General features: G+C 62.3%; 11 protein-coding genes. 7 read left to right on the top strand and 4 right to left on the bottom strand.

Features of this window, described 5'->3' with window-relative positions; all coding sequences use genetic code 11:
* Positions 1-60: 60 nt before the first annotated feature.
* On the bottom strand, positions 61-1,320 hold the full coding sequence (locus NKJ55_RS24465; protein ID WP_352452138.1) for a sarcosine oxidase subunit beta: 1,260 nt from the start codon (positions 1,318-1,320) through the stop codon (positions 61-63).
* A gap of 269 nt (positions 1,321-1,589) precedes the next feature.
* Between NKJ55_RS24465 and NKJ55_RS24460 the strand changes: the two genes are divergently transcribed.
* The 7 genes from NKJ55_RS24460 (at position 1,590) to NKJ55_RS24430 (ending at position 10,965) form a co-directional block, all read left to right on the top strand.
* Entirely contained in the window at positions 1,590-4,079 is a 2,490-nt protein-coding gene (locus tag NKJ55_RS24460; RefSeq protein WP_352452118.1) for a mechanosensitive ion channel family protein, read from the top strand.
* A 156-nt stretch (positions 4,080-4,235) separates the two neighbouring features.
* Complete coding sequence (locus NKJ55_RS24455; protein WP_352452117.1) at positions 4,236-4,499, top strand: hypothetical protein; 264 nt, start codon at positions 4,236-4,238, stop codon at positions 4,497-4,499.
* 267 nt (positions 4,500-4,766) lie between these two features.
* On the top strand, positions 4,767-7,328 hold the full coding sequence (locus NKJ55_RS24450) for a GcvT family protein (protein WP_352452116.1): 2,562 nt from the start codon (positions 4,767-4,769) through the stop codon (positions 7,326-7,328).
* A gap of 96 nt (positions 7,329-7,424) precedes the next feature.
* A complete protein-coding gene (locus NKJ55_RS24445; protein ID WP_352452115.1) occupies positions 7,425-8,273 on the top strand; it encodes a DUF1194 domain-containing protein in 849 nt (282 codons plus the stop codon).
* A 114-nt stretch (positions 8,274-8,387) separates the two neighbouring features.
* Positions 8,388-9,338, top strand: coding sequence for an ABC transporter substrate-binding protein (locus NKJ55_RS24440; protein WP_352452114.1), 951 nt, complete (start codon positions 8,388-8,390; stop codon positions 9,336-9,338).
* A 71-nt stretch (positions 9,339-9,409) separates the two neighbouring features.
* Entirely contained in the window at positions 9,410-10,186 is a 777-nt protein-coding gene (locus NKJ55_RS24435) for an ABC transporter permease (RefSeq protein WP_352452113.1), read from the top strand.
* Positions 10,183-10,965: an ABC transporter ATP-binding protein gene (locus NKJ55_RS24430; protein WP_352452112.1), complete on the top strand. Its 783-nt coding sequence runs from the start codon at positions 10,183-10,185 to the stop codon at positions 10,963-10,965. Before NKJ55_RS24435 ends, NKJ55_RS24430 begins: the two co-directional genes overlap by 4 nt.
* 26 nt (positions 10,966-10,991) lie before the next feature.
* On the opposite strand, the gene NKJ55_RS24425 is transcribed toward NKJ55_RS24430, so the two are convergent.
* From NKJ55_RS24425 to NKJ55_RS24415, 3 genes are all read right to left on the bottom strand, one after another.
* Positions 10,992-11,231, bottom strand: a complete 240-nt coding sequence (locus NKJ55_RS24425) for a GNAT family N-acetyltransferase (RefSeq protein WP_352452111.1) — start codon at positions 11,229-11,231, stop codon at positions 10,992-10,994.
* 249 nt (positions 11,232-11,480) lie between these two features.
* Positions 11,481-11,639, bottom strand: a complete 159-nt coding sequence (locus tag NKJ55_RS24420; RefSeq protein WP_352452110.1) for a type II toxin -antitoxin system TacA 1-like antitoxin — start codon at positions 11,637-11,639, stop codon at positions 11,481-11,483.
* A 34-nt stretch (positions 11,640-11,673) separates the two neighbouring features.
* Complete coding sequence (locus NKJ55_RS24415) at positions 11,674-12,612, bottom strand: GlxA family transcriptional regulator (RefSeq protein WP_348625928.1); 939 nt, start codon at positions 12,610-12,612, stop codon at positions 11,674-11,676.
* Between the last annotated feature and the right edge of the window lie 66 nt (positions 12,613-12,678).

The raw sequence follows: 12,678 nt of genomic DNA, 5'->3' as shown, positions 1-12,678 counted from the left end.
AACTTCTCGTTTGACCATGATCTTGTCCGAAAACCGGTTTCCACTTTTCGGGATCATGGCCTAATGCAGCCGGGGCGTGGCGCCCTGGCCCTTGTCGTCGATCACCATGCCACGGTAAAAGCGGTCGAGCGTGAAGGCCGCGTTGAGACCGTGCGGCTCGTCCTTGGCGATGGTCCAGGCAAAGCACCAGCCGGAAGCAGGCGTCGCCTTGAAGCCGCCATAGCACCAGCCGCAGTTGAGATACATGCCCGGCAGCGGACCGGTGGTGATGATTGGCGAGCCGTCCATCGACATGTCGCAGACGCCGCCCCATGAGCGCAGCATGCGGACACGGGCCAGCCCAGGGAACAGCGCCAGCATCTCGCTCATCACCTCATCGACGATCGGCAGGCTGCCGCGTTGGGCGTAGCTGTTGTAGCCGTCGAGATCGCCGCCATAGACAAGCCCGCCCTTGTCAGATTGCGACATATAAAAATGGCCCATGCCGAAGGTCAGGACCGTATCGATGAACGGCTTTAGCGATTCCGTGACGAAGGCCTGCAGCACGTGGCTCTCGATCGGCATCGTCTCGATGCCGGCAAGCCGCATGACCCGCCCGGTGCTGCCGGCAACCGCGACCGCTACCTTTTTTGCGCGGATTTCGCCGCGCGTTGTCGTGACGCCGGTGATGCGGTCGCCGTCGCGCAGGAAGCCGGTGACCTCGCAATTTTCGATGATGTCGACGCCGCGGCGATCTGCGCCGCGCGCATAGCCCCAGGCGACGGCGTCGTGGCGGGCGGTGCCGGCGCGCCGCTGCATCAGGCCACCGACGATCGGGAAACGCGCGGTGCCGGAGACGTCGAGCGCCGGCACCAGGCGCGCGATTTCGGCCGTGGTCATCAGTTCGGCGTCAACGCCGAGATGGCGCATGGCGTTTCCGCGCCGGGCATAGTCGTCGAACTGAGCAGGTGTGTGGGCGAGGTTCAGGCAGCCGCGCTGCGAGAACATGACGTTGTAGTTGAGGTCATGGGCCAGGTTCTCCCACAGCTTCATCGAATGCTCGTAAAAGCGCGTGTTGGCCGGCAGGAGATAGTTGGAACGGACCGCCGTGGTGTTGCGGCCGACATTGCCGGAACCGAGCCAGCCCTTCTCCAGCACCGCGACATTGGTGATGCCGTGCTCCTTGGCTAGGTAGTAGGCGGTCGACAGGCCATGGCCGCCGCCGCCGATGACGATCACGTCGTAGGACGCCTTCGGGTCGGGCTTGCGCCAGGCCGGCCTCCAGTCCTTGTTTCCGGTCAGCGCGTTCTTGAGAAGCGAAAAGGCCGAATATTCCGCCATTCTTATTGTCATCCATTTCAGGCTTTGCGGCAGACTATAGAGCAGGCCGCCAACGCAAAGCCAAGATTGCGCCATCGCTTTTCGACTCCCCGACTTCGACTGGATTGGCCGACTTCGACTGGATTGGCCGACTTCGACTGGATTGGCCGACTTCGATTGGCGGACTTCGAAAACGAGCCGCCTGGCATGACTTGCCCCGTGATATGAGCGTCTTTATCAAGGACGTGCTTCAAAACTGCCGCTGCCGTCCGCGAGTCGCCAGAAAAATCATGTTCTTTCGTTTACTCCGCCTGGTCCTGATCGCTGCACTTGTTGTCTCGGCGCCGCCGTCGCTCGTTACTATGGCGCAGGCACTCGGGCAGGGCGCCGCCGGGTTGATCGCCGACCAGCAGAAGGTCATCCAGAGCCTGACGGCCAAAACCGACGGTCTCGAGAAGAAGATACAGCAGGATGGCCAAGACGATGCCACCCTCGTGGAAATCCGCCTGCAATTGGAGGATCTGTCGCGGGCGGCGCTCACCAGCGCGCTGGCGTTCCGCTCGCGTCTCGGCGATATCAACGATCGGATCGAGACGCTGGGACCTCCGCCGGCCGCGGGCCAGCCGGCCGAGCCCGACATCGTGACCGGTGAACGCCAGGCGCTGGCTTCCGAAAAAGCCGAGATTAACGCCGTCATTGCCAGCGCGCAGAACCTGTCGATCCGCATCAGTGGGCTGATCGAGAAGATCGGCAACATGCGCAGCGAGCTGTTCCGCAATGTGCTTACCAAACGCTACGTGCTGTCCGATGCGCTTAGCCCCGAAGTCTTTTCCGACGCCAACGCTGAGTTTTCCGGCTTCTATAAGGCGGTGTCATCCTGGCTGAGCTTCGCCTTCAAGTTCAAGTTCCAGGCCATTCTTGCCGCGACTTTGATGGCGCTCGCATTCGCTGCAGTGCTTTTTATCGGCGGCCGACGCCTGTTCGGCCGCGTCTTCGAAGCGGATCCCTCCGTCGAGGACCCCTCCTATCTCAGCCGCCTGTCGGTGGCGTTCTGGTCGACGTTGCTGCCGACGCTGGCGGTCGGCGCCTTCCTTGTCTCGACGATCTTCTTCTTCGATTATTACAATGTTTTACGCGGTGACATCGGCATCTTCCTGAATTCGCTGGTTGCCGTTATCGCGGTGGTGTTCTGCGTCAACCGCCTGACCAACGCAGCGCTCGAGCCCCGACTGCCGAACTGGCGTTTGATCCCGGTCGAAACCGGCCCGGCGCGTTGGCTGGTGCGGCTGACGACCGCCATGGCTGTCGTCATCGGCAGCAACAACTTCCTGTCTGTCGTCAACGACAAGATGGGCTCGCCACTGTCGCTGACCATCGCCAGAAGCTTCATCGCCACCATCGTCGTCGGCATCATCCTGATCCTTATGGGCCTGCTGAAGCCGTTCAAGGCCCCCGACGGAAGCTGGCGCCCGTGGCCGGCGTGGCTGCGCTACACCGCCGTCGCGCTAGGCCTATTCACCATCGCATCGGCACTGCTTGGCTATATCGGCCTTGCAATTTTCGTCTCGCTGCAGGTCGTGGTCACCGGCACCATCCTGGTCACCGCCTATATCGGCTTCCTGTCGGCGCGAGCGATCGGCGAGGAAGGTGGTTTCGCCAAAACTTCGATCGGGCGCTGGCTAGCGGCCAATTCAAGCTACGAAGATGCCGCCCTCGACCAGCTCGGGCTTGTCGTCAGCGCCGCCATCAACATCATGATTGTGCTGGTGTTCCTGCCGCTGATCCTGTTGATGTGGGGCTTCCAGCCCGGCGACATCCAGGCCTGGGCCTACAAGCTGGCGACCGGCCTCACCATCGGCTCGGTGACGATCTCGGTCACCGGCATTCTCACCGGCGTCGTCGTCTTCATCATTGGCTATTTCCTGACGCGCTGGTTCCAGGGCTGGCTCGACGGCTCGGTGATGGCGCGCGGCCGGGTCGACACCGGCGTGCGCAATTCGATCCGGCTGGCGGTCGGTTATGCCGGTGTCGCGGTCGCGGCACTGGTCGGCATCTCGGCGGCCGGTATCGACCTCTCCAATCTCGCGCTGGTCGCCGGCGCCCTGTCCCTCGGCATCGGTTTCGGCTTGCAGAATGTCGTCTCCAACTTCGTGTCGGGCCTGATCCTGTTGGCCGAGCGGCCGTTCAAGGTCGGCGACTGGATCGTCGCCGGCGACATCAGCGGCACGGTCAAGAAGATCAGCGTGCGCGCCACCGAGATCGAGACGTTCCAACGGCAATCGGTGATCCTGCCCAATTCAAACCTGATCAACAATGCGGTCGGCAACTGGACGCACCGCAACAAGCTCGGCCGCGTCGACATCAAGGTCGGCGTTGCCTATGGCAGCGACGTCAAGCACGTGCATGGCGTCCTGTTGGAGATCGCACGCAGCCATCCGCTGGTGCTGAAGAACCCGGAACCCTTTGTGCTGTTTTCCAATTTCGGCCCGGCCGCGCTCGAATTCGAGATCCGCGTATTCCTGGCAGACGTTCTTAGTGGCAATATCGTCCAGAACGACATCCGCTTTGCCATCTTCGATGTGTTCGCCGACCAGCATATCGAAATTCCGTCGACACCGCGCGCCGTCGTCGAGACCAAAAAGCACGAGGCGTGGCCGATCGACGACGACAAGATCGAAGTCGAATTCGCCGAGCGGGAACAAGCAAAAGCCCTAGCGGCGGTCGAGGCGAAACGTCTCGCCAAGTCGGGACGCAAGGTACGGAAGCCCGATCCTGACTAGCTGTTTGGAGCTTGCCTTCAAGCCTTCGGAAACCAATTGCGGCATGAATGCGGCATTCAGTTGCCGTTCAGCTTGCATTACATATAAGCTCACCTGCAAACGGCGAGAATGCCTTGCGAAATGCAACAGAGGCGGTGGCAACACCGATACTGCAAAATGTGGAAGTCTCTCGTCGCCGCCGTCGCTTTTCTGGCCGTGGGCGGTTCGGCCCATGCCGCCAGCGCGGTCAACAAGGACGCCGAGACCCGCACGCTGATCGTGACGGAAGGCGGCGGCAAGACCGAGCTGGCGCTGGCCGCTGGCGAAACCGTGGAATTTTGCCCGAGCGGCTGTTTTGTTACCTTGCCGAATGGCGACCTCGAGGCGCTGACCGGTTCGGAGACGATCGAGATCTCGGGCGGCGTCGCGCGCATCAAGTAAAGTCGACGCCATGATTTTTGAAGGCCGGGCAAACGCCCGGCCTTTTATTTGCTTCCGGTAATCGGCGATGAAGGTATGCATTTTTCTTCGAAGCTGCGCAGGACGGGCTCTAGCAGTGCCTTCGTACCGAGCAGGGCGAAGGCTTAGGTCTAACTGCATTCGACGGGCTGGTGGCGCGGGCTTTTTTGGCGATGTCGCAAACAGGCTGCAAGCGCGGCGCCGCGCCGCCCTATAGTCTGCTCGCATAGCATCTTGGAGTCGCGGGCAATGGCAGGGTTTCCGGAAAAGACGAAGGTCGTCATCGTCGGGCTGGGCGGCATCGTCGGCGCATCGGTCGCCCATCACCTGATCGAGCGCGGATGGGACGATATTGTCGGCATCGACAAATCGGGCATCCCGACGGATATCGGCTCGACGGCGCATGCCTCCGACTTCTGCTACACGACCAGCCATGATTTCCTGTCGTGCTGGACGACGCTCTATTCCATCGATTTCTACGAAAAGATGGGTCACTACGCGCGCATCGGCGGCCTCGAGGTCGCCCGCGTCGGCGACGACGCCCGCATGGCGGAGATCAAGCGCAAGATCGCCTCGGCGAAGGCCTTCGGCACACGCGCCCGCCTGATCGATCCCGCCGAGATCAAGGAAAAATTCCCGCTGATCGAAGAACAGATGGTACAGGGCGGCCTGTGGGATCCCGACGCCGGCCTCGTCATCCCGCGCTCGCAGACCGTCGCCGGCAAGCTTGTCGATCAGGCGGAAGCTTCCGGCAAACTCAGGGCGTTTGCCAATACGTCGGCCAGGTCGCTCGTCATCGAGAACGGCCGCATCAAGGGCGTGGTGACCGACCGCGGCACCATCGAGGCCGACTATGTCGTGGTCTGCACCGGCATCTGGGGACGGCTGATCGCGGAAATGGCGGGCGAGGACCTGCCGGTCATGCCGATCGACCATCCGCTTACCTTCTTCGGGCCGTACACCGAGTTCGCCGGCACCGGCAAGGAGATCGGCTGGCCGCTGCTGCGCGACCAGGGCAACTCGGCTTACATGCGCGATACCGGCGACCCCAAGACCGCCGAAGGCGGGCAGATCGAATGGGGTTATTACGAAGAGACCAATCCGCGCCTTTGCCATCCGCGCGATATTCTCGAGAAAAACGAGGCGCGGCTTTCGCCGTCGCAACGCGATCTCGACATGGAGCAGATCCTGGCGCCGCTCGAGCGCGCCATGGAACTGACGCCGATCCTGGGCGAGCTGGGCTACAATGAGAGCCATTCCTTCAACGGCCTATTGCAGGTGACGGCGGACGGCGGCCCCTCGATGGGCGAAAGCCAGAAGGTCAGGGGCCTCTGGTATGCGGTGGCGATTTGGGTCAAGGACGGCCCCGGCATGGGCAAGCTCATCGCCGACTGGATGACGGACGGCCGCACGGCGATCGACCACCACGCCATCGACTATTCGCGTTTCTATCCGCACCAGACGAAAGAACAGTTCATCTGGGATCGCTGCACCGAAACCGCTATGAAGGTCTACAACCCAGCGGTCCATCCACGCGAGCCCTTCTCCAAGGCTCGCAATGTCCGCCGCTCGCCCTTCTGGGAGCGCGAGAAGGAACTCGGCGGCTATTTCATGGAACTCGGCGGCTGGGAGCGCGCCCATGGCTACGCCGCCAACGAGCATCTGCTCGAGAAATACGGCAACCGGGTGCCGGTGCGCCAAAACGAATGGGATAACCGCCACTTCTGGCGCGTCTCGAACGCCGAGCATCTCGCGATGAGCGAGGATTGCGGCATCGTCAACCTGTCGCATTTCGCCATGTACGACGTGGAAGGCCCGGACCATGTCGCGCTGATGGAATGGCTGTGCGCGGCAAAAATCGGCGGTGACGGCAATATCGGCAAGGGCATCTATACCCATTTCCTCGACGAGGAAGGCATGGTGCGCGCCGACCTGACCGTCATCCGCATGGCCGGCCGCTGCCGCGTCATCGACGGCGCCGATGCCGGGCCGCGCGACTTCCAGTACATGCGCCGGACGGCAGAGGACAAAGGCTTCGACGTTAGCGTCACCGATGTGACCGAGAGATATGTGACCGTCGGCATCTGGGGTCCGAACGCGCGGGCGACATTGAGCAAGTGCGTGGAAAACCCCGACGGGCTGACGCCGGAGAATTTTCCCTTTGCCGCGATCAAGCCCGTCAGGATCGCCGGCAAGGACGTGACCGCCTTCCGCATCTCCTATGTCGGCGAGCAAGGCTGGGAACTACATATGCGCTACGAGGACGGTCTGGCTGTCTGGGACGCGCTGCGGTCGACCGGCGTGATGGCCTTTGGCGTCGAGACCTATGCCAACAGCCGCCGCATGGAGAAGAGCCTGCGCCTGCAGAATGCGGACCTGTTGACCGAATACAATCTGCTGGAAGCCGACCTTGCCCGTCCGAAAGTCAAGGAGGCCGATTTCTGCGGCAAGGCAAAGCATCTGGAATATCGCGCCCGGGTGCATCAGCCGGCCATGCTTTGCACGCTTATCATGACGGACAATACAGATTCGAATGGTGTTCCCCGCTATCCGGTCGGCACGATGCCGGTGATGGACCCGCAAACCGGTGAGACGCTCGTCGACGAGCTCGGCCGCCGCTCCTTCACGACCTCGGTGGCCTATGGTCCGACCCTCGGCAAGAGCATCGCGCTCGCCTACCTGCCCTGGGCGTATTGCCAGGAGGGCCGCAAGCTGAGTGTCGAATATTTCGGCGAGAAGTACCCGGTCGAAGTGGCCGCCGTCGGCTACAGGCCGCTCTACGACCCGGAGAACCTCAATCCGCGCAGCTGAATTTCGAGATGCGCTCGTAAAACGTGACTGGAGCAGCCGGGTTCCCGTCCGGGCTTTTCTCTTTGTCGATCAGCGATTCTCGACTACCGTGGCGGCATGTCTGCTTTTGCCCGTGCAAGACATCTCGTCTCGGGTGCCGCCGCGCTGGCGTCGGTGCTATGGCTGACTGCAAACTCCCGCGCCGCCGAGCCGGTCGACATCGAACTGGTGCTGGCAGTCGACGTTTCGCTGTCCATGTCGCCGGACGAGCTCGAAATCCAGCGTCATGGCTATGCGGCGGCGCTGACGCATGACGATGTCTTGCAGGCAATCGGCGAAGGCGCTCATGGCAAGATTGCCGTCACCTATGTCGAATGGGCTGGCGCGACCTGGCAGCAGGTCGTCGTGCCGTGGACGGTGATCGCCAATCGTGCCGACGCCGAGCGGCTGGCAGCGCAGCTTTCCGCTCATCCGCCGGCCAGTGCCAGGCGCACCTCGATCTCCGGCGCGCTGGAATTCGCCAGCGATCTCTTTGCTGAAAGCGGCTTCCAGGGCGTCAAGCGGGTGATCGACATTTCGGGTGACGGCCCCAACAACCAGGGCGCACCTGTCGATATCACCCGCGACGCCGTGATCAAGCAAGGCATCACCGTCAACGGCCTGCCGCTGATGACCAGGGGCGGGTTCAGCAGCGCTTACGATGTCAACAATCTCGACCGCTACTACAGCGACTGCGTCATCGGCGGGCCGGGCTCCTTCATGATCCCGGTCAATGACTGGACGCAGTTTCCGGAGGCCATCCGCCGCAAGCTGGTGCTGGAGCTTGCCGGTCCGGCCTCGCCGCAGCGAGCGGCGGAAGGGGCGGCGCATCCGCCATTGGTGCTGGCACAGGACATCCCCGTCACCGACTGCCTGGTCGGCGAAAAAATGTGGCGCGACCGCAGCTGGATGTACAACAGCCGCTGATGGCGGAGTTTGCTGTCGATGGTGACATACCGCAGTGCAGCATCTGCTTCATTGACAAGCCTGCGGGCGTCTGTGACACAATTCCGCATCCGAACACATAAAAGGGGAACCGACATGAACAGGATCGGAATTCTTGCCGCAAGCTTGACGCTTGCCGTCGGATTGTCCGCGCCGGCGATGGCCGCCACATCGGTCAGCATTGGCATCAGTGGATGGACCGGCTTTGCGCCGCTGACGCTCGCCAAGCAGGCCGGCATCTTCGAAAAGCACGGCCTCGACGTCACCTTGAAGAAGGTGCCGCAAGCCAGCCGGCCGCTCGCCATCGCCAGCGGCGACCTGCAATGCGCCGCCACCACGGTCGAGACCTGGCTGGTCTGGAACGCCAATGGCGTGACGACCAAGCAGATATTCCAGCTCGACAAATCCTACGGCGCCGACGGCATCGTCGCCCGCAACGACATCAAGACCGTCGCCGATCTCAAAGGTAAGTCGGTCGCGTCTTCGGCGCCGGGCACCTCGCCCTATTTCATGCTGGCCTGGGTGCTCAACAAGAACGGCATGTCGACCAAGGACGTGACGGTCGTCAACCTGGAGCCGGATGCGGCGGCGCAGGCGTTTCTCGCCGGCCAGAACGATGCGGCGGTCACCTATGAGCCGTTCATCTCGGCGGTGCGCGAAAAGTCCGACCAGGGCCATATCCTTGTGACCACTCTCGACTATCCGATGGTGCTCGATACGGTCGGCTGCACGCCGGAGTTCCTCAAGGCCAATCCGGATGCGGGCAAGGCGCTTGCCGACAGCTATTTCGAGGCACTCGACCTGATCAAGAGCGATCCGGCGAAATCCTATGAGACGATGGGTGCCGACGTGAAGCAGTCGGCCAAGGAATTCGAAGAGTCGGCCAAATACCTGAAATGGGCCGACAAGGCTGAAAACAAGCAGTTCTTCACCAAGGAATTCCAGGACTTTTCCAAGACCGCCGGCGAGCTTCTGCTGCAGATGGGTTTGATCAAGGAAGCGCCTGACGTCTCGACATTGGCCGACACCAGCGCCGTCGCCGACTAACCGGCAGGATTGTCGCCCGGCGGCGGCGCGTGCGCCGCCGCTTTTTCATTCAGATCAGAGGACGGTCGAAGATGCCGCGCCCCTTGCATCCGGTCTCGCCGGGCATTCGAACCGTGCTCGGCATTTCGTTCTTCGTGCTGTTCGTGGCGTTCTGGGCGTGGATCACGCTTGGCGGCCACGTCAATCGCATTTTCCTTGCCGATCCGCTGTCGATGGTGAGAGACGGTTGGCGGCTGCTGGTCGAGGACCGCTTCTGGCTTGACATCTTTATCACCATCTGGCGCGTCTTCGGCGGGTTCCTGATGGCGGCCATCGTTGCCGTGCCGCTCGGCATCGTGATGGGTGCCTGGAAGCCAGTGGAGGCGTTCCTGGAGCCGTTCGTCTCCTTCGCCCGCTATCTGCCGGCATCGGCCTTCATCCCGCTGCTCATCCTGTGGGCGGGCGTTGGCGAGCTCGAAAAACTGCTGGTGATCTTCGTCGGCTCGGTGTTCCAGATCATCCTGATCATCGCGGTCAAGGTCGGCGGCACACGGCGCGACCTGGTCGAGGCGGCCTACACGCTTGGCTCGTCCGACAACGGCATCGTGCGGCGCGTGATCATGCCGGCCAATGCGCCGGAGATTGCCGAGACCCTGCGGCTGGTGCTCGGCTGGGCCTGGACCTATGTCATCGTCGCCGAGCTGATCGGCTCGTCGTCGGGCATCGGCTACATGATCATCAACAGCCAGTCGCGGCTGGCGACAGGGCAGATCATCTTCGGCATCATCGTCATCGGCCTGATCGGGCTGTTGTCCGATTTCGCCTTCAAGGCGCTCAACCGTTGGCTGTTTCCATGGAGCCTGGCGTGAGCAAGCTGCTCATCGAAGGCGTCTCGCGCACCTTCGCCGGTGTCGGCGGTGGGCAGCCGGTCAAGGCGCTGATGCCGATCGATCTGGCGGTCGCCGCCAACGACTTCATAACCATCCTGGGGCCATCCGGCTGTGGAAAGTCGACGCTGCTCAGGATCGTCGCCGGCCTCGAAGCGCCGAGTGGGGGACGTGTTCTGCTCGACGGCAGGGTGGTGGACCGGCCCGGTCCAGACCGCGGCATGGTTTTCCAGTCCTATACGCTGTTTCCGTGGCTGACGGTCGCCGAGAACATCGCCTTCGGCCTGCGCGAACGTGGAATGGCCGAGCACGAGCGCAGCGAAATCGTCGCTTCTTACGTCGATCTCGTCGGGCTGAGAGGTTTTGAAAACCATTGGCCGAAGCAGCTTTCCGGCGGCATGCAGCAGCGCACCGCGATTGCCCGGGCACTGGCCAACGATCCGGAGATCCTGCTGCTCGACGAGCCGTTCGGCGCACTCGACAACCAGACCCGCGGGCTGATGCAGGAACTGCTTCTCGGCATCTGGGAGCGCCGGCAAAAAACGGTGCTGTTCGTCACCCACGACATAGAGGAGGCGATCTTCATGGCGTCGCGCGTGGTCGTGATGACGGCACGGCCGGGCCGCATCAAATCGGACGTTGCCGTCGACCTGCCGCATCCGCGCCACTACACGCTGAAGACCAGCCCGGAGTTTTCGGCACTGAAGGCGCGGCTGACGGAAGATATCCGCGTCGAGGCGATGCGCACGGCGCAGATATAGTCGGGTCAGCAAGGCGCCTGAACGGCTCAGAGACTTCGTAAGTCCTTGATAAGCACGTAAAGATGCAGCGGGTCCGTCGGCGATTGCGCGAATCCGTAGCGTTCGTAAAACGTGCGGGCGCCGTCGTTCTTGGCGTGGACGACGACCGCGCGGATACCTGCAATATCGGCCGCCTGCAACCTGCGCAGGACGGCATCGCGCAACAGTCCGCCGCCGACGCCTTTGCCTTGCCAGTCCAGACCGACCGCAAGACGCGCCAGCAGCATTACAGGCACCGGATGGCGGGCGAGACCTTTCGTCGATCGCTCGGGCGCCACCCTCATATTTAACTTCACCAACGACCAGGGTGTAAAGGCCGATCACATCTTCGCCAGAGAGACCAATGTAGGTCTGCGATGCATTGGCTTGCTCGTTTTGGAATGCATAGCGTACGAGAAAGCGATTGAGCGGTTCTTCACCGCAGTCGAACATGTCCACCAAATGCTTGCGGGCCAGTTTCTCGATCTGGAACTCGCTCACGCTGGATCGCGACCGGAAAAAATGCTTGGTTCGTTCAATAAGCGCTTGAGGCGGGGGAGATCACGCGTTGGCGCGTCGAGCCCTGCCATGAACGCGATCCATTTTTCGGCGTCGAGATGAAAGCTGCGCCGGTCACATTCGCCAGACAATGTCATGACAATTTCGGCCGCGCGCGCGAAACGTGCTGGATCAAGCCGCCAGAAGCTGCTTGCGGTCGACGCGTTCCTGTTGCGGCGAGCGGGCGTACAACTCGCGATAGCATTTGGAGAAATGCGAGGCGGAAACAAAGCCGCAGGCGACCGCCACTTCGACCACCGGCAACGACGACTGGATCAGCAGGTGCCGGGCGCGGTCGAGGCGGATCTCCAGATAGTAACGGGCAGGGGAGCGCCCCATCTCGGTGCGGAACAGGCGCTCAATCTGCCGGCGCGACAGGTCGACATGGTCAGCGACCTCGATCAGCGAGAGCGGCTCGGAGAGATTGGCTTCCATCAGCTCGATAATGGTCAGAACCTTGGAATTCTGCACGCCAAGGCGGGCGCGCAGCGGCAGGCGCTGGCGGTCGGTCGGGCTGCGCACGCGATCAGTCAGCACCTGCTCGCAGACGCGGTTGACGAGGCTTTCGTCGAAATCGTCGCCGATCAGCTTCAGCATCATGTCGAGCGCGGCGGTGCCGCCGGCGCAGGTGTAGATGTTCTGGTCGATCTCGAAGAGGTCGGCGAAGACATTGGCCTTGGGGAACGCCTCGGAAAAGCCCGGCAGGTTCTCCCAATGGATGGCGCAGCGCTTGTTGGACAGCAGGCCTGCGGCGGCCAGGATATGCGCGCCGGTGCACAGGCCGCCGACGGCAACGCCGCGATTGTACTCCTCGCGCAACCAGGCAAAGGCCGATTTGTTCTGGTAGCGCTCGACATTGATGCCGCTGCAGACGATGGCCATGTTCGGCCGGTCCGGTCCGGACATTTTCTTGCGCTCTTCCTCCAGCGAGGTGTTGACGGCGCATTCGACGCCGTTCGAGGCGCGCACCGGCTTGCCGTCGATGCTGGCGAGCCGCCAGCGATAGGCTTCATAGCCGAGCATGCGGTTGGCCGAACGCAACGGATCGAGCGCCGTCGCGAAGGCGATCATGGTGAAATCGGGGACCAGGAAGAATACGAACGATCGCCGGATCGGGTGCTTTACGACGTTCACGGG

Source organism: Mesorhizobium sp. M0106 (assembly GCF_040322715.1).
GTDB lineage: Bacteria > Pseudomonadota > Alphaproteobacteria > Rhizobiales > Rhizobiaceae > Mesorhizobium.
The sequence above is the reverse complement of the archived record's forward strand: the minus strand, read 5'-3'. Positions and strand labels throughout refer to the sequence as shown.